Below are 21382 nucleotides of genomic sequence, written 5' to 3' on the forward strand. Positions count from 1 at the left end.
ATCGGGCCGACTGACTCATAGACTCCGCGCCATGCCGCCCGCCGACCGATTCGTCCCCCGCTTCAGCGCCGAGCCGCCCCAGGAGGGCCTGCCCTACGGCCGCTGGGCCGACCGGCTGCGCGCGGAGTTCCTCGGCGCGTGCACCCGCATCGACGACGGCGAGGGCGAGGACCTCGGCGAGCCCGCGCCCGAGATCGAGTGGTACCCCGACCGCACCTGGAACGGCCGCACCTACGTGCCCGCGACGGTGCGCACGACGGGGGGCTACGAGCTCTTCGGCTACGTGAGCTACCTCCCGCCGGCCGAGCAGGGCGACGAGCCCTCCGCGTTCTTCTCGACCGCCGACTACACGGCCGAGACCGCCGAGGCGAACCCCGAGTGGCAGGTCGACCTCTGCGACGAGGTCATCGGCGGCTGGCGCGGCGAGGAGGGCAACGTCGCCGCGATGACGCTCGTCTGGGGCCGGCCGATGATCGACCGGGGAGCGGTCGTCACCGCCGAGCTCGCCGACCTCGCGGTCGACCAGTGCGTGCTCGCGGAGGGGCGCTTCACGCTCATCGCCCCGGACGCCTACCGCGGGGACGAGCTCACGATCAAGGTGTTCGACGCGCGCGGCACGCAGGTCGCGGCCGAGTCGCTCTACGAGGAGGACGACGAGGACTAGCCGGGCCGCCGCGTCAGCGTCGCCGCGAGGTGTACGCGAGGTCGAGGAGCCCGAAGTAGGGGTTCGCGACGCCGCGCACGTCCGGCGACCAGACGAGCGCGGTCCGCTCCCACCGCAGCGGCACCGCGGCGGCCTGCGCGACGACCGCCCGGTCGATCCGCGCCCAGGCCTCGAGCCTCGCATCGCCCGTGAGCCGCGCGGCCTCGTCCATCGCCGCGTCGATCGCGGGCGCGGAGAGGCGCGAGAGGTTCGTCGTCGGGCTCCTCTCCTCGCCGCGCGGGGGCGAGCGGAAGAGCGGCTCCAGCACGGCCTGGGGATCGGCGACGTCGCGGAACCACCCGACGCCCGCGCATGCGTCGACGCGGCTCGCCGGCTCCTGGCAGACCGCGGCGACCGCGTCGGCGGGGACGAGCCGCAGCCGCACCTCGAAGCCGAGGCCCTCGAGCGCCTCCTTCGCCTGCTCGGCGTCGATGCGCCCGGGCGCGACGTTCGGGCCGACCATGACGACCCGCTCGTCGCCCTCGTAGCGCCCCGAGGCGTGGCCCGCCGCGCGCAGGAGCCGGCGCGCGAGCGCGCGGTCGCCCGCCGGCTCACCCACGATCCGCAGCGAGGCCGCCTCCCGCCCCGCGGCGACGTGGCCGGGGACGCCCGGCGGGAGGAAGTGCGAGGCGACCTCGCCGACGTGCGCGCCGCCGACCGCGTCGAGCGCGGCCGCGCGGTCGAACGCGGCGACGACGGCGCGCCGGACGCCGACGTCGTCGAACGGCGCGGACGTCGTCGTCAGCGTGAGGAAGCGCGCGCCGCCGGAGGCGACCTCGGTCGACTGCTCGGGGTGGTCCTCCGCGAGCCGCTCGACGACCTCGAGCGGCGGCGCGACGTCGAGCGCGCGGCGACGGCCCTCGAGGACCTTCCGCGCCGCGCCCGCCGGGTCGCGGTCCCCGGGCCGGATCTCGATCCGGTCGAGGAACGCCGGCCGCACGTCGGTCTCCGCGTCCCACGCGGGGTTGCGAACGAGCGTGACGGCGGCGCCGCGCCCCTCACGGCGGACCATGTAGGGGCCGGTCGCGACGACCCGCCGCGCGTACGCGCCGGGGTCCCGGCGGTCGAGCGGCCGCGCGACCTCCGGCGGCACGGGCGCGGTCGCCGGCATGACGAGCGCGGCCGCGAGCATGACGCCCTCCGGCTCGGCGAGCTCGAAGACGATCGTGCGGTCGTCCGGCACGCGGATGCCGTCGACGGGACGGACCGGCCCGGAGGCGTCCGCCCGCCGCGGGGCGCCCTCGATGACCGAGAAGTACGGGTACAGCCGCGCGCCGCCCGCCGCGAGGAAGCGCTCGATCGCGTACTTCACGTCGCCGGCGACGACCTCGCGGGAGACCGGGGGCGCGAAGCGGACGCCGCGCCGCAGGCGCACCGTGACGGTCCGCCGGTCGGCCGAGATCTCCGGCGGTCCCTCGGCGAGGTCGGGATGCGGTCGCTCGGGGTCGTCGGGCGCGAAGGAGTAGAGCGGCCGGTGCGTCGCGTAGGCGATCTGGAGGCCGACCTGCGAGTAGGTCCGCCCGGGGTCGACGGAGTCGAGCGTGTCTGGGGCGAGCACGACGAGGCCGCCCCCGCGGCTGCCGTCGAGCACCTCTCCGCGGGACGGCGCGCTCACGCCGGCGCCGCGCTCGACGCTCTCGTCGCCGGCGACGAGGCCCGCGAGGACGAGGAGCGCGCAGAGGACGGCGACCGAGACGAGCGGGTGGCGATGCATCGGCGGCTCATTGTGCGCGCTGCGCCGCCGGGGCGTGCCGCTTCCCCCCGCGGACCGCGTACGCTCCCCGTGGGCCCCGATAGCTCAGGTGGATAGAGCGACCGCCTCCTAAGCGGTAGGCCGCAGGTTCGAATCCTGCTCGGGGCGTTCCGGGCGACGTCACGCCGCCCGGACGCGCCTCCTCACCCACCGACGCCGACGGCGACTCCGGCCGCCTCCGGCGCCCCGCGCCACACCGAGTGGTCGAGCGAGCGCAGGAGCGGGACGACCCGCAGGAACTGCCGGACGGGTCCACGGTAGGGAATCTCGCCGGCCGTGATGAGCATCGCCAGGTGCTTCTCCCGCCGGACCATCCGCATCATCAGCTCGGGCGTCACCCAGAGCTCGACGTCGGGCGTCCCCTCGAGCGTCGGCTCTGCGCGGACCGGGTCGCGGTGCAGCGCGAGCGTCGCGCCCACGCCCTCCGCGAAGTGGACGTGGACGACGACCCCGGCACGGGCCAGCCGCGACGACAGCGAGGCGTCCTCGGACGCGCTCGAGATCCACTCGGCGAGCCGCCGAGCGCATTCGTGGTGCTCGTTCATCTCTCTCCCTCGGACATGGGGCAGGCGCTCGTCGCCCCGGGCGGGGGCCCGGCGGGGCCGTGCTTCCCCTCGGCGACGAGTCGTCCTGCCGTCCGGCGAACGCTCCGGACGCCATCGACCGTACGCCGCGCCGCGCGCGGCCGCCATCGTCCGGTCGGTCCGTTGCCGTCGGCCGACCGGTCGATTGTCAGGGTGTCAACCGCCGCGCAGGAACTTCGCGACCGCCTCGACGCGGTTCGCGGCCCCGAGCTTGCGGAGGATGTGCCGGACGTGCGCCTTCGTCGTCCCCTCGCTGATGTAGAGGCGCCGGGAGATCTCGGCGTTCGTCGCGCCGGCGACGAGGAGATCGAGGACCTCCCGCTCGCGGGCGCTGAGGCGCGCCCGCACCGCGCGGTCGGCGCGCAGGTCCGACACCGGGGAGGCCTCCGGCTCGGGCGCCTCCGCGAGGCTCACGTCGACGAGGGTGACGTCGTCGGCGAGCCGGGTGACGGTCGCGCCGAGCTCGTGCAGCCGTCGCCGCTGCCTCTCGAGGTGCCGGTGGAGGAGGAGCCGCTCGAGGACGACGCCGACCCCCGCGGCGAACGACGCGAGCGCCTCGCGATCGACCTCGTCGACGTCGCGCCCGGTGAAGAAGCGGTCCGCGTGGAGGAAGCCGACGACCCTGTCCTCGCAGACGATCGGGGCGGCGACGTAGCTGCGGGTCATCGTCTCCTCGACGAGCGCCCGCGGGGTGTGGGGGTCGTTCTGCGCGTCGGCGACGAGCGCGGCCATCCGCCGGCGCACCGACTCGGTCTCGACGAGGTCGCGGCGCAGCCGCTGCCGCCCCTCCGGCCCCTGGCCGATGCGCAGCGTGCGGGCGGCCCAGGCCTCCTCCGTCCCGAAGCAGACGCTGTGGGCGACGAGCTCGTCCTCGCGCACCGCGAACGCGATGCAGCGGTCGAGGCCGCAGCGCTCGACGGTGAGCCGCCCCGCCTCGGCGAGGACCTGCTCCGGGTCGCTCATGACCCTCACGCACGCGAGCGACGAGCGGACGCCGGTGAGCAGGGAGAGCGCGCGGTCGGCCATCTCGACGGGCGAGCCTGCCAGATGCGGCGCCCGGAGGCCACTCCCGAGTCCATCCCGGCGCGCGGCGACCGACGCGCTCGGCTCAGTCGCCGTCGACCGTCCAGCGCCCCGTCTCGCGTCCCGCGTCCAGGTCGATGCGCTCGACGGAGAGGCCGAACGGGATCTGGAAGGTGCGGCAGACGCCGCGGCGCAGGTCGCCGGGCGCGAGGTCGACCGCGGAGGGGCAGCCCTCGCCGAGGTGCCGCGAGTCGCCGCGCGACCCGTCCGAGAGCAGGAGGCCGACGTCGGGCCCGAACGGCGCGCGGTACGCGTCGCGGCCGACGTTGCGGACGTTGAGCGGGATCGCGACGAAGCGCGTGCCGGCCTGCGGGAGCTCGAGAGGGTCGGGCGAGACGTAGGGATCGACGGGAGGCCCGGCGGTCACCTCGATGTCGACGCCGCGATCGCCGAGGAGCCGCAGCGTCTTCCCCGCCGGCGCCCGCCGCGACGCGACGACGAAGCGCCCGTCGGCGCGCTGCGTGCGCCGCGCGCCCGTGAGCTCGCGGATCCGCGTCGCCCGCAGCTCGTAGCGGTCGATCGGGCTGAGCCGGGTGCCCGTCCTCCTCACGGTCACGCTCGCCCGGACGCGCTCGAACCGGCCGATGCGCGTGGCGGTCCGGCACGCGAGGCGCAGCCTCGACCTCCTCGCGCAGTCGACGCCCCGTGGCCGCTCGCCGAACACCTCCTCGACGGCGTCGCGCACCAGGGTGCGCGTCTCGCGCGCCGCGAGCGTCGCGGGAGGGTTCGCGGCCTCCGCGGTCGCGACCCCCGACGAGAGGATCCCTCCGAGGACGAGCGTCGGGAGGAGCCTGCGCATGCGGCCGACGGTAGCGCGCGGGGCGAGCGCCGTCGCAGCTACCCGCGGTCCGGGCGCTCGGGGTAGATGTCGTCGATCGTCGTGAGCGGCACGTACGGCGCCTCGCCGATCGCCGCCTGGATCGCCTCGGACCCGCCCGCGAGGCGGTCGAGGACGCTCACGACGCCGACGATCGAGCGTCCGTCGTCACGGAGGGCCTCGATCGCCTGGACGGTCGAGCCTCCGCTCGTCACCACGTCCTCGACGACGAGGCAGCGATCGGCGTCGTCGAGCATCGGGCCCTCGACGCGACGCTGGAGGCCGTAGGCCTTCGACTCCTTGCGGACGAAGAACGCCTTCACGTCGGCCCCGGCCGCGAGGGCCGAGCACGCGACGGGGTCGGCACCCATCGTGAGCCCGCCGACGGCCGTCGCGCCCCACTCCTCCGCGTACGACGCGACGAGCTCCCCCATCGCCTTGAAGCCCGCGGGGCGGAGCGTCGCGCGCTTCGCGTCGACGTAGTACTGCGCCGTCGCGCCACTCGAGAGGACGACCTCGCCGAGGACGAGCGCGTGCGCGCGGAGCTCGGACATCAGTCGAGTGCGTGCGTCTGACCTCGTCATGGCGCCTACGCTATCCCGACCGGTGATCGAGACTCCCCTTCGTCTGCTGTCCGTGCTCCTCACGACCTGCGCCCTCGTGGGCTTCGCGATGTTCGCCATCGACGAGACCCGCGCGGCGAGGGACGCGACGACAGCCGAGATCCGCGGCCGTGAGGCCGGCCAGGAGGTCGCCCCGTCGAGCGGCGACGAGCGCGCCCGCGAGAAGTCGAACAGCACGCTGCGCGAGCTCGTCGACGACGTCAACGACGTCGCGCTCGCCCCGTTCGCGGCGATCGTCGATTCGAGCGGCTCCAGCTGGGTCCGCCGCGCCGTGCCGGCGCTGCTCGCCATCCTCGTCTACGGATTCGGGCTCGGGTCCCTCGCGCGCTTCGGCCGCGGCCGCGGCGCGCCGCTGCGGCCGCGCCCGGATCAGGCGTAGACGTCGACGATCGTCCCCATCCGCGTCCAGTTGCGGATCGAGAGGGCATCGGGGATCGGCACCCGCAGGCACCCGTGGCTCGCCGGGTACGTGGGGACGCTCTTGTAGCCGTGGATCGCGTAGCCGCCCTTGAAGAAGGCGCTGTGGACCATGCCGCTCGCCAGCCTGCCGATGTCGCGGCGGTAGACGCGGAAGGAGCCGCGGATCGTCGGCGTGGCGGGCGCGCCCGAGCTCGTCGGGTAGATGCGCTCGACATCGCCGTCCTCGCCGATGAGGGCGATGATCTGCTTCGAGAGGTCCGCCTCGATGTGACGGCCGTGCGACTTGTGGCGCACCTTGAAGCGCCCGGAGCCGCGGGCGAGACGACGCATGACCGCCGAGCTCGCCTCGCTCGTGCGCCTCAGGCCGGTGCTCTTGCGGTAGGCGAGGACGGCGCGCGCCGTGCGCGCGTCGAAGACGCCGCGCTTGCCGACGACGAAGCCGAGGCGGTCGAGTCTGCTCTGGAGCATCCGCACCGAGTCGCCCTTCGACCCGCGCTTCACCTGGCGCGGCAGGACGTCGACGGTGCGCTCCTCGGCCACCGCGGTGTCGAGCTGCGGCGTCGCCCGGTGGCTCGCGCCGATCGTGATGCGCCCGTCCTTCCCCGTCTTGAACGAGACCTTGAACTGGCCGGTCCCGTCCTTCCCCGGCTGGACGGTGACGCCCTTGGCGAGGATCTTCTTCCCGTCGCGGTAGAAGCGCACGACGACCTCCTGCCCGCTCACGAAGCGGTCCATCTCGCCGCGCACCCGCCACTGCTCCCCGGCGAGGACGGCGCGCTCGTCGCCGTTGACCTTCTCAGGGGTGATCGTGAGCTCGGCCTTCACGGGCCCGGTGGGCGCGGGAGCGGGCGCGGGCGCGGGCCCTTGTCCCACGGCGGCGGCCGGGAGCGCGAGCACCCCCGTGACGGAGGCGGCTGCTGCGGCGACGAGACGGCGGTTCATGGACGCGATGCTAACGGCGGCAACGCTCGCGGGTCACGTGGAGCCCGAGGTCGGCGCAGGGGAGCGGGCGACGGCGCCTCGCCGGGGGCGCAGCGGCGGTCCTACACCGGGAGCGGTCGCGCCGGAGCGGGACCGAAGACCCGCCGCGTTCCCAGGGCGAAGAGCGCGACGACGGAGAGGGCGCCGGCCATGAGGAGCGGGATCTGCCACGTCCAGTCCTGGGTGACGCCGAGGGCGAGGCAGTTGTTGAGGCAGTGGAGCACGATCGGCGGGTAGAGCGACTGCGTCTTCCAGTAGAGGAGGCAGAGGACGACGCCGAGGATGCCGAGCGGCACGAGGAAGGCCGCCGGGGAGCCGCCGGCGTGGATCGCGCCGAAGACGATCCCGTTGATGATCGCCGCCGGCCAGATGCCGCGCCAGTTGGCGAGCGCGCGGAAGAAGAAGCCGCGGAAGAAGAGCTCCTCGCCGACGGGCGCGACGACGGTGACGAGGAACGCGACCGCGATGAGGGCGACGGTGGACTCGTCGATGCCGAGATCGTCGGGGAGCGTGTCCTCCTCGTCCTCGAGTCCGATCGCGGCTGCCCAGATCGCGCTGAAGACGATGAAGCCGAGCCAGGCGACGAGCGTCCAGCCGATCGCCGGCTTCCACCGCACCGCGCGGAGGCCGAACTGCCACGGGCGCGGACGCGCGACCATGCGGGCGAAGAAGAGCGCCGCACCGATGAGCGCGAGGTTCTGGAACATCGTCGCGAGGATCGTCACCGACGGCGGCGGATCGTCGACGTCGGCCCCGAAGGCCGCGCCGACGACGCTGAGGACGAGGAAGCCCACCGTCGCGAGGACGAAGCCGGCGATGAACGCGACCCACGCCGTCCACGGCTTCCAGCGCGGCCGCTGCTCGCCGGGGCGCACGCCGAGCGGCAGCTCCGGGTTCTCGGGCGGCGGCGCCGACCCGCCCCAGGACGGCGGCGGCACCGAGACGTGGGTGGAATCGCCGCCGTCCGTCATGCGTCCGAGGAAGGGTAGACGAGCGCAGGAACCGCCCGGAGGTCGTCGACGTATCTCGCGCGCCTCAGAGCCTCCGTGCGCCGCGCCCCGACGGGCACGGGCCCGTGCCGCGCGACGAGGACCGCGTCGACCCCGGCGGCGCGCGCCGCCTCCGCGTCGGGCTCGGTGTCGCCGACCATGAGCGCCCGCGAGGGCTCCACCCCGCCCGCGAGCGCCAGGCCGCGCTCGAGGAGGCCCGGAGCGGGCTTCGCGAGTCCCGTCTCCGCGCTCGTGAGGGCGCCGTCGACGAGGTCGGCGAGACCGGTCTCGGCGAGGACGTCGTGGAGCGAGACGTCCCAGTTGCTCACGATGACGAGTCGCGCCCCGCCGTCTCGGAGCGTGGCGAGGACCTCGCGCACCTCGGGGAAGGGCGGGAAGCGCAGCGACTCGAGCATCGCGTCGAGCACGTCGGCGCGCGCGACGCCGGCGACCGCCTCGCCCAGCTCGTCGGCGACGATCGCCGCGCAGCGCTCCCGCAGGGCGTCGAGCGACGGCCGGTCGCCCGCCGTGTCGCAGTTCGCCTTGTAGTAGGTCATCTCCGCGACCATCGCCCGGCGGGCGTCGTCGATCCCCACGTCGGCGCCGCGCCGCGAGAGCGCCTCGACGAGGTGGGGCCACGGCGGCTCCAGGTCGAGCAGCGTGCCGAGCGCATCGAGGAGCACGCAGTCGTAGCGGCGCGCGGTCACGCCACCCAGTGCCAGGTCGCGAAGCGCGCGGCGAGGACCGCGAGGAGGACGGCGCTGACCCCGATGACGACCGCGGCGCGGCGCGGCGCGACCCGGTCGAGCGCGAGCCCGGCCCACAGGAAGGCCGGGAAGAGGACGGCGAGGAAGCGCGGGAGGGACATGAGGGGCTGTGCGGCGACGGGCGCCGAGAGCGGGAGCGCGAGGGCCGCGACGAGGTAGGCACCGTACGGCAGCGGCAGCCGGCGCAGGGTCCCGGCGACGGCGACGAGCGCGAGCGCGAGGAACGCGAACAGGATGAGGTTGTCCTGCGCGACGACGAAAGGATCGCCGCCCGCCGCGGTGAAGAACACCGGCTCGCGCGCCCCGGAGAGGAGCTGCCGCGCCCCCTCGACGGCGGCGACGGCCCCGTCCCACACCCCCGAGAAGGGCACCGTGAGCTCGCGCATCCACACCTCCTGGGCGTCGAACGGTGCCCGTGGGTCGCCGCGGGAGAGCCCGAAGAAGGCGACGACGGCGAGGAGGCCGGCGGGGACGAGCCCGATCCACGCCGCCTCGGCGCTCGGCCGTCGCGAGCCGGTCGCGGCGCGCCGCTCCTCGAGGTGGAGGAGCAGGAGCGGCACGACGAGCACGATCCCCGCGCTCCGCGTCGTGGCCGCCAGCGCCCCGAGGACGCCGGCCCACGCCCAGGAGCTGGTCCGCGCGGCGTAGACCGCCCCGACCGAGAGCGCGAGGAAGAGGCCCTCGCTGTAGACGGCGCCGTGGAAGAGCGCCGCCGGGAAGAGGGCGCAGGCGAGGACCGTCCAGCGCGCCGCGCTCGCCGATCCGAGCTCCCGCTCGGCGAGACGGTGGAGCACGACGAGCGCGACCCAGAACGCGAGGGCGGAGACGACGATCCCGCCGGCGAGCGACGACCCGGCGGGCGCCCCGACGACGCGGGCGAGGAGCGGGTAGAGCGGGAAGAACGCCGGACGCGCCGGGTCCTCGCCGTACCCGCCGTCGGCGATCGCGAGGAACCACACGCTGTCCCACCGGGCGAAGGGGGCGAGGAGCGCGTCGCCGAAGGCCCCGTCGGCCGACGTCACGCCTGCGGGGTCGAACTCCGGCGCCCTGCCCGAGAGGCCGAGGAAGCCGGCCGCGAGCGCCCCGGGGACGACGACGAGCAGCCGCGAGAGGAGGAAGGCGAAGGCGGCCTCGCGCAGGCTGCGCTCCCAAGCGGGCGCGGAGATCCGGAGCCGCGCCTCGAGGCGTGGCGCGAGACCGCCGCGCACCGGGGCTCCGCGGGACGTCATCCCCTCCATCCTCCCGCAGGCGGCGCGAGGCCGTCCGCGCCAGCGTCGGTGCAGGCGGCGGGCCGAGGGGGCGCGGTCGCTACCATGGTCAGTTCGCCATGTCCCGCCGTGAGCGACAGAGGCGCCGCCGCCGCAACAGTGGTGGGCCAGGGCGCATCATCTTCCTGACGGTCGGCATCTCGTCGGCGGTCCTCGCGATCGCCGCGATCTCCGCGGTCGGATACGTCATCGGGGTCGCGAAGTCGGGGCCGAACCTCAGCGAGCTCAAGCCCGTCGACGTGGGCCAGAGCTCCGTCGTCTACGCGAAGGACGGCACCCGTCTCGGCTTCATCCAGTCCGAGGTGCTGCGGCTCCCGATCCACTCGTCGGAGATCCCGCAGACGATGATGGACGCGACCGTCGCGATCGAGGACCGCCGGTTCTACGAGCACGAGGGCGTCGACTTCGAGGGCGTCATCCGCGCGGGCGTCAAGAACCTGCAGAGCGGCGACACCGTCGAGGGCGGCTCCACGCTCACGATGCAGCTCATCCGCAACCTCTACACCGAGGACCGCAGCCAGGACTTCAAGCGGAAGATCCGCGAGGCCAAGCTCGCCGAGGAGCTCGAGAACGTCCACAACGGCCCGAAGGGCAAGAAGTGGATCCTCGTGAAGTACATCAACACGGTCCCGTACGGCACCGTCGGCGGCCAGAGCGCCTACGGCGTCCAGGCCGCGTCGCGCCTCTACTTCGGGAAGCGCGCGAAGGACCTCGCGCTGCACGAGGCCGCGCTCCTCGCCGGCCTTCCGCAGGCGCCGTCGCAGTACAGCCCCTTCCTCAACCCCGAGGGCGCGAAGCGCCGCCGCGACGACGTCCTCAACTCCATGGTCGAGACCGGGGCGATCTCGGCCGAACGGGCCGCCGAGGCGAAGGCGAAGGACCTCGGGGTCGAGCGGTCGGACTTCTTCAGCAAGCGTCGCGAGAGCTACTTCTTCGACTACGTGCGACGTGAGCTCACCCGCCAGTACGGGCGCGAGACCGTGCGCCGCGGCGGGCTCAAGGTCTACACGACGATCGACCTCAAGGCCCAGCAGCAGGCGCGCGCCGCGATCCGCAACCGCCTCAGCGCTCCGGGCTCGCCGTCCTCCGCGCTCGTCTCGATCGAGCCAGACTCCGGGTACATCCGCGCGATGGCCTCCTCGCTGAGCTACGGCGACTCGAAGTTCGACGTCGCGTCGCAGGGCAAGCGCCAGCCAGGGTCGACCTTCAAGATCATGGTGCTCATGGCCGCGATCCGCCGCGGCGTCGACATCAACAAGGTCACCTACGACTCGAAGAAGCTCAACTTCACCGACGCCGAGACCGGGGCGAAGATCGAGGTCTCGAACTCCGACGGCGGCGCCTACGGCGGCCGGCGGACGCTCTTCCAGGCGACCGTCGCGTCGGACAACACGGTCTTCCAGCAGCTCGCCCTCGACGTGAGCCCGGAGGCGGTCCGCGAGACCGCCTACGACATGGGCATCTCGAGCAAGCTCGACGCCTACCCGGCCGAGGCGCTCGGCGGTCTCACCCGCGGCGTGAGCCCGCTCGAGATGGCGCGCGCCTACAACACCGTCAACAACGGCGGCACCCGGAAGAAGCCGATCGCGATCCGCAAGGTCGTCTTCCCCGACGGCCGGGAGGACACCGCGCTGTCGAAGACGAAGAGCGAGAAGGTCTTCACGGACGGCGAGACGCTCGAGGCGATCCGGGCGATGAAGGCGAACGTCCAGGGGGGCACGGGCACCTCCGCCCAACTCGGCTTCTGCCCGGCGGCCGGCAAGACCGGCACGACCACGGCGTTCAAGGACGCCTGGTTCGGCGGCATGACGAAGGACCTCACGACGATGGTCTGGGTCGGCTACCCGAAGAAGGGCATCCCGATGGAGAGCGTGCCGGGCTACGGCGTCATGTACGGCGGCAAGGCCCCGGCGCTCATCTGGAAGGACTTCATGGAGAAGGCCGTCGACCGCGACGAGTGCGGCGACTGGCCGAAGCCGAAGGAGCCCTTCGAGCCGCAGCCCTTCTTCGGCAAGTACGCGAAGAACGGCGCGCCGGGCGCTCCCGCCGACAAGTCGACCGACTTCTACACCTACGAGCAGCCCCCGCCCCCCGCGACGGCCGGCCCGGACGAAGCCGCCGGCGAGGGCACCGGTGACGGCGGTCAGGCCGCGCCCGCACCCGCTCCCGAGCCCGCGCCGGCCCCGGAGCCCCCGCCCGCCGCCGCGCCCGCGCCGCCTGCCGGCGGTCCGGCGCCGCCGGCAGGCGGTCCCGCGGCGACCGGCTGAGCGGTCGCAGAGGGCCCGACGGCCCCGCGGTGCTACCGTCCCCGGCGATGGCAAAGGAAGAGAAGGTCGAGTTCGAGGGCGAGGTCGTCGAGGCGCTCCCCAACGCGATGTTCCGCGTGAAGCTCGACAACGGTCACGAGGTGCTCGGGCACGTCGCCGGCAAGATGCGCCGGTTCCGCATCCGCATCCTCCCGGGCGACCGCGTCCGGGTGGAGCTCAGCCCGTACGACCTCACCCGCGCGCGGATCGTCTACCGCCACCGCTGACCGCGGCGTGGGCGAGCTCGAGCTCCTCGCCGCGATCACCCGGGTCCTCGCCCCCCGTGGCGACCGGACCGCCCGCTGGATCGGCGACGACGCCGCCGTCGTCCGCGCACGGCCCGTCCAGGTCGTGAGCGTCGACCAGATGGTCGAGGACGTCCACTTCCGCCTCGACCACCCCGGGGTCTCCCCCGCGGACGTCGGCCACCGCGCCCTCGCGCGCGCCCTCTCCGACATCGCCGCGATGGCCGCCGACGCGGGGGAGGCGTACGTCGCCCTCGCGATCCCGCCGCACGTCGGCGCCGACGACGTCGTCGCGCTCATGACGGGGATGGAGGAGCTCGCCGCCCGGACCGGGACGACGATCGCCGGCGGCGACCTCAGCCGCTCGCCGGCGCTCATGATCGGCGTGACCGTCGTCGGCTGGGCGGACGACGAGGCCGATGTCCTCGGGCGCGACGGGGCGCGGCCGGGAGACCTCGTCGGGGTCACCGGCCCCCTCGGCGGCGCCGGCGCCGGGCTCGCTCTCCTCCTCGGTGACGTGACGGCGGCGGACGCCGGGATCGCCGAGGGCACGGCGCGCGACCTCCTCCGCGCGCACGTGCGTCCCGAGCCGCGCCTCCTCGCGGGGCGCACGCTGCGCGCCGCCGGGGCGACCGCGCTCGTCGATCTGTCCGACGGAGTGGCGAGCGACGCCGGGCACCTCGCCCGCGCGAGCGGCGTCACCGTCGAGGTCGACCTCACCGCGCTTCCACTCGCGCCGGGCGTCGCGGATGTCGCGCGGGCGCTCGGCCGAGCGCCCGAGGAGCTCGCGGCGGCCGCCGGCGAGGACTACGAGCTGCTCGTCTCGTGCCCGCCCGAGCTCGTCGGCGGCATCGAGGGGGTGACCTGGATCGGGCGGGTCGTCGAGGCGGGCGCGGACGGCCCGGCTCTCAGGCTCCTCGGGGCCGACGGCCGGCCCCGGGCGCTCGAGGGCTTCCGCCATCGGATCGGCTGACCGACTCGGCGACGAGGAGGTCGCAGCACGGGTCGGCGCGCCGGAGCAGGGCCTCCGCGACCGCCTTGGGGTCGACGATGTAGTCGCGGCGGGCGATCCGCTGCTGCAGCTCCGCGATGTGCACGTGTCGGTCCTTCGGTCGGCTCACGGTCTCATCGGCAGCGCCGGATGTCATCGCCCAGGCCGACGGCGGCGCCGTCGCGTCCCGGTGGCGATGCGGCGCCATCCGGGAGGAGCATCGGCCGCGACGCGCATCGCGCTTGAGGGGGCTAGACAGATGCCCGACGGCCACACCCAGAAGTGGTCAGGCGGCAGGACCGCGCGCGCGGGCGTCGACAAGAGGGGCGAAGACGATGATCCGCTGCTCGGCGCTGAAGAGCGGATGGCACGCGGTGAGGACGAGCTGGTCGCGTCCGGTGTCCTCGAGCACGGAGACGTCGCCCGGCTCGACGATCCGCGTCCTCGCCACGCGGTACACGAGCGTCGCGTACGGCATCTCCACCTCGATCTCGTCGCCCTCCTCGAGCTCGTCGATCCGCCGGAACGGCGCCCCGAACGTCGTGCGGTGCCCCGCGATCCCCGTCGTTCCCGACGCCCCCGGGAACGCCGTCGAGTCGTACACGCCGGGCCCCTTGCGCAGGTCGCCGCCCTCCGTCCCGGCCACGACCACCTCGTCGAGGTCGATGTCGTCCGCGCGGATGCGCCCGACCGCGTCGCCGGCATCGGTGCGCTGGCGGAGCGAACGCGCGAGGTAGGCGACGCGGGACTCGGGCTCGCGCAGACGGGCGAGGTCGCGCTCCTCGACGGTCGTCGGGCCCGCGCGTCGCAGCTCGCCGAGGTCGTCGCTGAGCCCGGCCTGCGCACGGCCCTGGAGGAAGGCGGTGATGGGCTCCTGCCAGGTGAGCGTGAGGATCGCGTCGAGGAGGACGAGCGCCCCCGCGACGACGAGGACCGTGCCGAGCGCGCGGAGACGCCGCCGCAGCGGCGTGTCGCCCTCCGGGCGCCTCATCGCTGTCGCAGGGCCGAGTCGACGCCGCCGAGTGCTCCCGGTCCCGCGTAGGTCACCGGGCCCCGCACGGTGACGTCCGGCTCGCGGTCCTTCGCGTCCTTCCGGCGCGCGAAGGCGAGGAGGACCGTCGCGACCGCGCACCCCGCGAGGACCGAGAGGAGGAGCCACCACAGCGGCCCGACGTGCCCGCCGGCGACGGCGAGGACCGCCGCCCACGCGGCGTCGCCGAGCCCGTAGCCGACCGCCGAGGCGACGACCGATGCCGCGAGGAGCGGGAGGACGAGCCCGATGAGGACGGCGACGAGACCGCTCCACCGGGGGAGGATCTCCGCCCCGGCGACGACGCCGACCGCGAGGAGGAGTCCCGGCATGAGGAGCATCGCCGCGTGCGGGTTGAGGAGCCACACGGCCCCGACCGCGGTCACCGACACGAGCAGCAGGGCGACCCCCGCGCCCTCGGCCGCGGGGCGGACGCGCACGCGCCCGAGGTGGAGGAGCGCCCGCCGCAGGCCCACCCAGCCGAGGACGAAGGCGAGGCCGAGGACCCCGAGCGCGATGGGGGCCGACTCGTCGACTCCGATCGCCCCCGGCGGGCTCGGCGCCTCCGGCGCGGCGGGCAGCAGGCCCGTGAGGCGCACGAGGACCGCGACGGCGGCGACGAGGGCGAAGGGCGCCGCGGTCGCGAGGACCCACGTGAGCCACCGCGCGACGGGCTCGCGATGGCGGCCCGCGCGCGCGAGGCCGTCGACGACGAGGAGGAGGACCGGGAGCAGGAGCGCGGCGCCGAGCAGCCGGACCGCCCATGCCGGGAGGAGCTTGCGGTTCGTCACGACGACGGCCCGGGGCTCCTCGTCGATCGTGGGCCCGTTGTCGAGCGCGGTGATCGCGCGCAGGGCCGCGCGACCGAAGCCCTCGAGCCGCTCGGCGTCGACCGGCGTGTCCGGCTCGGGGCGCTTCTCCCCGCTCACCGAGAGCAGGACGGCCGGGACCCCCTCGTCGAGGAGGACGCCCTGCTCACCCGTGGTGAAGGGGATCGCGAGCCGCGCCCACTGGGCCGGGGCGCGCGTCCCGCCCGGGTTCGTGCCGAGCTCCTCGCGGACCGCCTCCTCGACGGTCCGCCGCAGCTGCACCGGCGCCTGCCTGGCGTCGTTCGAGAACGGGACGACGAACGGCCGCTCGGCCTCCGTCCCGGCGACGTCGCCGAGGACGATCACGCCCTGCACCGGACGGTCGACGAGCTCGGCGGCGATGCGGGCGCCCGCGGACCCTCCGCTCCCGCCGCTCGTCGAGACGAACGTGACGGTGCGTCGGAAGCGCCCGTCGATCGCGATCCGCGCGAGCTCGAGCAGGACCGCGGTGCCGGACAGCTCGGCCTTGGAGCCCGGCTCGGCGGCGTCGCGGTGCGCGAGGACGACGATCCCCGGGTCGGGCGAGCCGACGCGCTTCGCCGTGACGGTCGTCACGTCGACGGTCCCCTCGATCGTCCGCACCCGGTCGGTCTCGACGCGCGGGTCGGCGGACCCGATGTCGGTCAGCTCGCTCGCGACCCGCTCGGCGAGCGCCTCGTCGTCCTCCCCGCCGGGGATGCGGCGGGGATGGGCGACCGCGAGCTGCTCGAGGAGGAGCTCGGCGCGGTCGCCGTCGAAGGCGTCCGCGGCGATCGTCGTGCCGATCGGGCGCGGGCGGTCCTCGAGCGAGAACGCGACCACGAGGACGGCGAGCAGGAACGGGACGACCGCGAGTCGTGCGATGCGGAGGTCGAGCACGGAGCCCCACTATCCTCGATCCGGCGGAGCCGCGGGCCGCCGGCCCCGGCGGCCGGCGATCGCGGGGTCCTACGATGGACGTCGATGGCCGAACGCGCGCCGCGCATCCTGCTCGCCGACGACGAGGCGTCGATCCAGACGCTCCTCGCCTATCCGCTGCGGAAGGACGGCTACGAGGTCGTCTCGGCGACCGACGGGCGCGAGGCGCTCGACCGCTTCGGCGAGCAGGACTTCGACCTCGTCGTCCTCGACGTGATGATGCCCCGCCTCGACGGCCTCGAGGTGTGCCGGCGCCTCCGTGCCCGCAGCGCGGTCCCGATCATCATGCTCACCGCGAAGTCGGAGGAGTTCGACAAGGTCCTCGGGCTCGAGCTCGGGGCCGACGACTACATCACCAAGCCCTTCTCGCTGCGCGAGTTCCGCTCACGGGTGCGGGCCGCGCTGCGGCGCGCCGGCATGAGCCAGGCGCACGCCGAGGAGGAGCGCGACGCGGACGCGCCGATCTCCGTCCACGAGCTCGTCATCGATCCCGCGCGCCGGCGCGTGACGCTGCGGGGCGACGAGGTCCGGACGACGTACGTGGAGTTCGAGATCCTCGCGGCGCTCGCCTCGAGCCGCGGCCGCGTGTTCACGCGCGACATGCTCCTCACGCGCGTCTGGGGCGACAGCGCCTACCGCGACCCGCGGTCGATCGACGTCCACATCCGCCATCTCCGCGAGAAGCTCGAGCGCGATCCGCGCGAGCCCGAGTACATCTTCACCGTGCGCGGGGTCGGCTATCGCTTCCGGGAGGTCGACGAGGCGCCCGGCGGCGGTCCCATGTCGTGAGATCGATCCGGACGCGCCTCGCCGCGGTCTTCGGCGCGATCGTCCTCGGCGCGGTCGCCGTCGTCGCCCTCGCCGTGATCCCGGGGCTCGAGGCGAGCCTCACCGACGAGCGCCTCGACGCGCTCGCCCGGACGGCGGAGCGCTACGCGACGCCGATCGAGCGCGCGATCACGACGAACGAGGACGTCGACGCGCTCGACCGCACGGTCCGCTCGGCGGCCGACGCGGCCGGCGTCCGCATCACGCTGCTCGGCGTGAGCCGGGGGACGTTCGGGATCCAGACGTTCCCGCGCTCGGACTCGACGGAGAGGACGGAGATCGACGACGTCCCGTTCGCGATCGCCGATGCCGCCGCGGAGTCGGGCGCGACGGTGACCGACACGGCGACCGGCGCGGACGGCCGGGTCGGGCAGGCCGCCGTGCCGCTCTTCTTCATCGACGGGGAGGGACGGCGCGCGGTCGGGTCCGTCGTCGTCCTCACGACGCCGCTCTCCGACGTCGAGGGACAGGTCGACGTCGTGCGCAACCGCGTCCTGGCCGCCGGGCTCGTCGCGTTCCTGCTCGCGGTCCTCGCCGGCGCCGTCACCGCCGAGCGCCTGTCGCGACGCGTCCGGCGCCTCGAGGCGGTCGCCGAGCGGGTCGCGGGCGGCGAGCTCGACGCGCGCTTCCCCGTCGACCAGTCCGACGAGCTCGGCCGGCTCGGCGAGACGCTCGAGGCGATGCGCCATCAGCTCGCCGAGCTCGACACCGCCCGCAAGCGCTTCATCGCGACGGCGTCGCACGAGCTCCGCACGCCGCTCTTCTCGCTCGGCGGCTTCGTCGAGCTGCTGCGCGACGAGGACCTCGACCCCGAGACCCGCGATGCCTTCCTCGGCGAGATCGCGCAGCAGGTCGACCGGCTCGGGAAGCTCGCGACCGACCTGCTCGACCTCTCGCGCCTCGAGGCCGGGTCCCTCGAGCTGCGGGAGGAGCGCACCGACCTCGGCGTCCTAGCGGAGGTCATCGCGAACGAGTTCACCCCGGCGCTGCGCGCCCGGGACGCGACGCTCGAGCTGCGCAGGCCGCGCACGCCCGTGGAGGCGACGTGCGACCCTGAACGCGTCGGGCAGGTCCTCCGTATCCTCATCGACAACGCGCTCACGCACACGCCGAAGGGAACGGACGTCACCGTGAGCGCCTCCCGGCACGACGACAGCGTGCGCGTCGGCGTCGTCGACCACGGGCCGGGAATCCACCGCACCATGCTTCCCCACGTCTTCGAGCCGTTCGTCACCTCCGACGACGCCCGGGGGTCCGGCCTCGGACTCGCGATCGCCCACGAGCTCGCGGAGCGCATGGCCGGAGAGCTCACGGTCGAGTCGCGGCCCGGCCGCACGACGTTCACCCTGGAGCTGCCCGCGTGAGGCGCGGCGTCGTCCCGTTCGCGCTCGTCGCGGTCGCGCTCCTCGTCGGCTGCGGCAAGGACGACGGCCCCGACACCGCGACCGTCGAGCGGACGACGACGCGCGTCGAGCTGCTCGAATCGGCGACGAGCGCCACGAGCGACGGCGTCGTCCGCTTCGACCCCGCGCGGATCTACGAGCGCGAGGCCCCCGGCGTCGTCACGGTCATCTCGACCGGCCTGCGGACGTCGGACCGCGAGGACGGCGGCGGGCGGAGCGGCCTCGGATCAGGGTTCGTGCTCGGCGACAGCGGCGAGATCGTCACGAACGCCCACGTCGTGACGAGCGGCGAGGGCGAGGACATCCGCGAGGCGAAGGAGGTCTACGTCCGCTTCCAGGACGACAACCAGGTGCCCGCCGAGATCGTCGGCTTCGACCCGTTCAGCGACGTCGCGCTCCTCCGCGTCGACCCCGCGGGACTCACCCTGCGCCCGCTCCCGCTCGGATCGGCCGAGGACGTCGCCGTCGGCGAGCCCGTCGCGGCGATCGGGTCGCCGTTCGGCGAGGAGCAGTCGCTGAGCATCGGCGTCGTCAGCGCGCTGAACCGCTCGATCGCGTCGCTCACCGGCTTCCAGACCGCCGGCGCGATCCAGACGGACGCCGCGATCAACAGCGGCAACTCGGGCGGCCCGCTCCTCGACGCGAAGGGCGAGGTGCTCGGGATCAACTCGCAGATCCGGACGCGCAGCGGCGAGAGCTCCGGGGTGGGATTCGCCGTCCCGGTCGACACCGTCGAGCGGTCGGTGCGCCAGCTCCGGGCGAGCGGGCGCGTGCGCTACGCGTTCCTCGGCGTCTCGACGACCGCCGTCTACCCGCAGCTCGCCGAGCGCTTCGACCTGCCCGTCGCCCGCGGCGCGTGGGTGCAGGAGGTGACCGACGACGGGCCGGCCGAGCGGGCCGGGCTGAAGGCCGGCGACGACGAGCAGACGTTCCAGGCACGGCCGTACATCCCCGGCGGCGACCTCATCACGGCCGTCGACGGCGTCGAGATCGACGAGGAGGCCGAGCTCGGCACCGTCCTCCTCGACAAGCTCCCGGGCGACGAGGTGACGCTCACGCTCTTCCGGGGCGGCGAGCGCCGCGAGGCGGTCGTCACGCTCGGGGCGCGGCCGCTCAGCGCCCCCCGCACTCCCTGACGCCGACGCGGACGGCGAGTCCGACGGTCCCGCCCGGGGTACCGTGTCGGCATGACCGAGGAAGCCCACCCGCTCGTGCTCGTGTCCAACCGCGGCCCGGTGACCTTCGCCGAGGACGGGAGCGTCTCGCGCGGCACGGGTGGGCTCGTCACCGCGCTCACCGGGCTGGCGTCGCACCGCCACGCGGTCTGGATCGCCTCGGCGATGGGGCCGGGGGACATCGCGCGCGCCGAGGAGGCGGGCGGGCGGGCGATCACCGTCCGGTCACCGGCCGGCGGCGAGTACGCCGTGAGGCTCGTCGTCTCGGACCCCGATGCCTACGAGGGCTTCTACAACATCATCGCCAACCCGATGCTGTGGTTCATCCAGCACTACCTCTGGGACCTCAGCAACGCACCGGACGTCCGCCAGCATGAGATCACGGCGTTCGACGAGGGCTACCGCGTCGTCAACGAGGACCTCGCCCAGGCGGTGATCGAGGAGATCGACGGCCGCGAGGAGCCCGTCGTCATGATCCACGACTACCACTTCTACCTCCTGCCGGCGCTCATCCGCGAGGCGCGGCCGGACGTCTTCCTCCACCATTTCGTCCACATCCCGTGGACCCAGTCCGACGCCTGGCGGGTCCTCCCGAACCGCATCCGCGAGGACGTCTACCGCGGGATCCTCGCGAACGACATCGTCGGCTTCCACACCCGCTCCTACCGCCGGAACTTCCTCCAGTGCTGCGAGGACCTCTTCGACCTCGAGGTCGACCACGAGGGCGGCGTCGTCCACGTCGACGGGCGCGAGGTGTGGGTGCGCGCGTACCCGCTGCCGATCGACGCGAGCGCGACGCGCTCGGTCGCGGCCTCGCCGCGTACCGCGGAGTGCGAGGGCGAGCTCCTGCGCCGTCGTCGCGACCATCTCATCCTCCGCGTCGACCGCGCGGACCTCTCGAAGAACGTCCTGCGCGGCTTCAGCGCCTTCGACCTCTTCCTCGACCAGCACCCCGAGTTCCGCGAGCGGGTGACGTTCGTCGCGCAGCTCATGCCGTCGCGGACCGACGTGCCCGAGTACGCGGAGTACCTCGAGCGGATCGAGGCGCTCGTCGCGGTCGTCAACCACCGGCACGGCACGCCCGACTGGATGCCGATCCAGCTCAAGCTGCGCGACGACCTCGAGGAGGCCGTCGCCTCCTACAAGCACTACGACGTCCTCCTCGTCAACGCGATGTTCGACGGGATGAACCTCGTCGCGAAGGAGGGCCCGCTCGTCAACGAGCGCAACGGCGTCTCGATCCTCTCCGAGAACACCGGCGCCCACGAGGAGCTCGGCGAGGACGCGCTCAGCGTCAACCCGTTCGACATCCAGGAGCTCGCCGACGCGATCTACACCGCGCTCAAGATGCCCGCGGAGGAGCGCGCGCGCAGGCTCGAGGGCCTGCAGCGCACGGTCACCGCACGCGACCCGGGCGACTGGATCGACGAGCAGCTCGCGGACATCCGCATGAAGGCGGGTGACGGATCGGCGCCTCCGCTCCCCTCCTCCGGCGGCGGGTCCGCTCACGGGTAGAGCTCCTCCTCGGGGAGGACGGGCGGAGGGGCCGCGGGCGCCGGAGCCGCCACGCGTGGCGGAGACGGCGGCGCCGGAGCCCGCGACGGGGGCGGCGCGGCGCTCGCAGCGCGCGTGGATCGTGGCCGGCGGGCC

The 21382-nt window shown here is 74.3% G+C and carries 20 protein-coding genes and 1 tRNA gene; 10 read left to right on the plus strand and 11 right to left on the minus strand.

The genetic code is table 11. The features are described from left to right. Positions 1-31 precede the first annotated feature (31 nt). On the plus strand, positions 32-664 hold the full coding sequence (locus ACME2J_RS11545; RefSeq protein WP_495545064.1) for a hypothetical protein: 633 nt from the start codon (positions 32-34) through the stop codon (positions 662-664). 13 nt (positions 665-677) lie between these two features. Here ACME2J_RS11545 and ACME2J_RS11550 read toward each other — a convergent pair whose 3' ends face one another. Next, positions 678-2417: an ABC transporter substrate-binding protein gene (locus ACME2J_RS11550; RefSeq protein WP_495545065.1), complete on the minus strand. Its 1740-nt coding sequence runs from the start codon at positions 2415-2417 to the stop codon at positions 678-680. 73 nt (positions 2418-2490) lie between these two features. On the opposite strand from ACME2J_RS11550, the gene ACME2J_RS11555 reads away from it, so the two are divergent. Next, a tRNA-Arg gene (locus ACME2J_RS11555) sits at positions 2491-2564 on the plus strand. A gap of 35 nt (positions 2565-2599) precedes the next feature. Here the strand turns inward: ACME2J_RS11555 and ACME2J_RS11560 are convergent. The 4 genes from ACME2J_RS11560 to pyrE form a co-directional block, all read right to left on the minus strand. Continuing rightward, positions 2600-3001, minus strand: coding sequence for a hypothetical protein (locus ACME2J_RS11560; protein WP_495545066.1), 402 nt, complete (start codon positions 2999-3001; stop codon positions 2600-2602). Positions 3002-3196: 195 nt separating this feature from the next. Beyond that, positions 3197-4066 carry a LuxR C-terminal-related transcriptional regulator gene (locus ACME2J_RS11565; protein ID WP_495545067.1) on the minus strand — a complete coding sequence of 290 codons (870 nt, stop codon included), beginning with the start codon at positions 4064-4066 and terminating at the stop codon, positions 3197-3199. Between the two features lie 82 nt (positions 4067-4148). Continuing rightward, positions 4149-4922, minus strand: coding sequence for a hypothetical protein (locus ACME2J_RS11570; protein WP_495545068.1), 774 nt, complete (start codon positions 4920-4922; stop codon positions 4149-4151). Between the two features lie 38 nt (positions 4923-4960). Next, positions 4961-5494 (minus strand): orotate phosphoribosyltransferase, encoded by a 534-nt coding sequence (gene pyrE, locus ACME2J_RS11575; RefSeq protein ID WP_495545069.1) that lies wholly within the window; start codon positions 5492-5494, stop codon positions 4961-4963. 52 nt (positions 5495-5546) lie between these two features. Between pyrE and ACME2J_RS11580 the strand changes: the two genes are divergently transcribed. Beyond that, positions 5547-5942, plus strand: a complete 396-nt coding sequence (locus tag ACME2J_RS11580; protein WP_495545070.1) for a hypothetical protein — start codon at positions 5547-5549, stop codon at positions 5940-5942. Here the strand turns inward: ACME2J_RS11580 and ACME2J_RS11585 are convergent. The 4 genes from ACME2J_RS11585 to ACME2J_RS11600 form a co-directional block, all read right to left on the minus strand. Then, positions 5933-6925, minus strand: coding sequence for a L,D-transpeptidase family protein (locus ACME2J_RS11585; RefSeq protein ID WP_495545071.1), 993 nt, complete (start codon positions 6923-6925; stop codon positions 5933-5935). The genes ACME2J_RS11580 and ACME2J_RS11585 overlap by 10 nt on opposite strands. Positions 6926-7026: 101 nt before the next feature. Continuing rightward, the gene (locus ACME2J_RS11590; RefSeq protein WP_495545072.1) at positions 7027-7935 is read right to left on the minus strand and encodes a CPBP family intramembrane glutamic endopeptidase; all 909 of its coding nucleotides are present in this window, start codon (positions 7933-7935) and stop codon (positions 7027-7029) included. After that, the gene (locus tag ACME2J_RS11595) at positions 7932-8660 is read right to left on the minus strand and encodes an HAD family hydrolase (protein WP_495545073.1); all 729 of its coding nucleotides are present in this window, start codon (positions 8658-8660) and stop codon (positions 7932-7934) included. The genes ACME2J_RS11590 and ACME2J_RS11595 overlap by 4 nt, the downstream gene beginning before the upstream one ends. Further along, the gene (locus ACME2J_RS11600; protein WP_495545074.1) at positions 8657-9949 is read right to left on the minus strand and encodes a mannosyltransferase family protein; all 1293 of its coding nucleotides are present in this window, start codon (positions 9947-9949) and stop codon (positions 8657-8659) included. Before ACME2J_RS11600 ends, ACME2J_RS11595 begins: the two co-directional genes overlap by 4 nt. A 98-nt stretch (positions 9950-10047) precedes the next feature. Here ACME2J_RS11600 and ACME2J_RS11605 point away from each other — a divergent pair, with 98 nt between their 5' ends. Genes ACME2J_RS11605 through thiL form a run of 3 tightly spaced genes read left to right on the plus strand, consistent with a single transcriptional unit; the run spans position 10048 to position 13512 of the window. Then, positions 10048-12255: a transglycosylase domain-containing protein gene (locus ACME2J_RS11605; protein ID WP_495545075.1), complete on the plus strand. Its 2208-nt coding sequence runs from the start codon at positions 10048-10050 to the stop codon at positions 12253-12255. 47 nt (positions 12256-12302) lie between these two features. Further along, on the plus strand, positions 12303-12521 hold the full coding sequence (gene infA, locus ACME2J_RS11610; RefSeq protein ID WP_495545076.1) for a translation initiation factor IF-1: 219 nt from the start codon (positions 12303-12305) through the stop codon (positions 12519-12521). Between the two features lie 7 nt (positions 12522-12528). Beyond that, complete coding sequence (thiL, locus tag ACME2J_RS11615) at positions 12529-13512, plus strand: thiamine-phosphate kinase (protein ID WP_495545077.1); 984 nt, start codon at positions 12529-12531, stop codon at positions 13510-13512. A 304-nt stretch (positions 13513-13816) separates the two neighbouring features. Here thiL and ACME2J_RS11620 read toward each other — a convergent pair whose 3' ends face one another. Further along, positions 13817-14521, minus strand: a complete 705-nt coding sequence (locus ACME2J_RS11620; RefSeq protein WP_495545078.1) for a sortase — start codon at positions 14519-14521, stop codon at positions 13817-13819. Further along, positions 14518-16287, minus strand: coding sequence for a hypothetical protein (locus ACME2J_RS11625; protein ID WP_495545079.1), 1770 nt, complete (start codon positions 16285-16287; stop codon positions 14518-14520). The genes ACME2J_RS11620 and ACME2J_RS11625 overlap by 4 nt, the downstream gene beginning before the upstream one ends. An 84-nt stretch (positions 16288-16371) precedes the next feature. Between ACME2J_RS11625 and ACME2J_RS11630 the strand changes: the two genes are divergently transcribed. The 4 genes from ACME2J_RS11630 to ACME2J_RS11645 are packed head-to-tail and all read left to right on the plus strand — an operon-like array spanning position 16372 to position 21247. Then, positions 16372-17115 (plus strand): response regulator transcription factor, encoded by a 744-nt coding sequence (locus ACME2J_RS11630; RefSeq protein ID WP_495545080.1) that lies wholly within the window; start codon positions 16372-16374, stop codon positions 17113-17115. Then, a complete protein-coding gene (locus ACME2J_RS11635; protein ID WP_495545081.1) occupies positions 17112-18518 on the plus strand; it encodes a sensor histidine kinase in 1407 nt (468 codons plus the stop codon). The genes ACME2J_RS11630 and ACME2J_RS11635 overlap by 4 nt, the downstream gene beginning before the upstream one ends. After that, positions 18515-19693, plus strand: coding sequence for a S1C family serine protease (locus tag ACME2J_RS11640; RefSeq protein ID WP_495545082.1), 1179 nt, complete (start codon positions 18515-18517; stop codon positions 19691-19693). The genes ACME2J_RS11635 and ACME2J_RS11640 overlap by 4 nt, the downstream gene beginning before the upstream one ends. 51 nt (positions 19694-19744) lie before the next feature. Then, on the plus strand, positions 19745-21247 hold the full coding sequence (locus ACME2J_RS11645) for an alpha,alpha-trehalose-phosphate synthase (UDP-forming) (RefSeq protein WP_495545083.1): 1503 nt from the start codon (positions 19745-19747) through the stop codon (positions 21245-21247). Positions 21248-21382 lie beyond the last annotated feature (135 nt).

The organism is Paraconexibacter sp., assembly GCF_059438195.1.

Coding starts and splice junctions, on each gene's coding strand:
- ACME2J_RS11545 (WP_495545064.1), top strand. CDS start 32: ATGCCGCCCGCCGACCGATTCGTCCCCCGCTTCAGCGCCGAGCCGCCC.
- ACME2J_RS11550 (WP_495545065.1), bottom strand. CDS start 2,417: ATGCATCGCCACCCGCTCGTCTCGGTCGCCGTCCTCTGCGCGCTCCTC.
- ACME2J_RS11560 (WP_495545066.1), bottom strand. CDS start 3,001: ATGAACGAGCACCACGAATGCGCTCGGCGGCTCGCCGAGTGGATCTCG.
- ACME2J_RS11565 (WP_495545067.1), bottom strand. CDS start 4,066: ATGGCCGACCGCGCGCTCTCCCTGCTCACCGGCGTCCGCTCGTCGCTC.
- ACME2J_RS11570 (WP_495545068.1), bottom strand. CDS start 4,922: ATGCGCAGGCTCCTCCCGACGCTCGTCCTCGGAGGGATCCTCTCGTCG.
- pyrE (WP_495545069.1), bottom strand. CDS start 5,494: ATGTCCGAGCTCCGCGCGCACGCGCTCGTCCTCGGCGAGGTCGTCCTC.
- ACME2J_RS11585 (WP_495545071.1), bottom strand. CDS start 6,925: ATGAACCGCCGTCTCGTCGCCGCAGCAGCCGCCTCCGTCACGGGGGTG.
- ACME2J_RS11590 (WP_495545072.1), bottom strand. CDS start 7,935: ATGACGGACGGCGGCGATTCCACCCACGTCTCGGTGCCGCCGCCGTCC.
- ACME2J_RS11600 (WP_495545074.1), bottom strand. CDS start 9,949: ATGACGTCCCGCGGAGCCCCGGTGCGCGGCGGTCTCGCGCCACGCCTC.
- ACME2J_RS11605 (WP_495545075.1), top strand. CDS start 10,048: ATGTCCCGCCGTGAGCGACAGAGGCGCCGCCGCCGCAACAGTGGTGGG.
- infA (WP_495545076.1), top strand. CDS start 12,303: ATGGCAAAGGAAGAGAAGGTCGAGTTCGAGGGCGAGGTCGTCGAGGCG.
- ACME2J_RS11620 (WP_495545078.1), bottom strand. CDS start 14,521: ATGAGGCGCCCGGAGGGCGACACGCCGCTGCGGCGGCGTCTCCGCGCG.
- ACME2J_RS11630 (WP_495545080.1), top strand. CDS start 16,372: ATGGCCGAACGCGCGCCGCGCATCCTGCTCGCCGACGACGAGGCGTCG.
- ACME2J_RS11645 (WP_495545083.1), top strand. CDS start 19,745: ATGACCGAGGAAGCCCACCCGCTCGTGCTCGTGTCCAACCGCGGCCCG.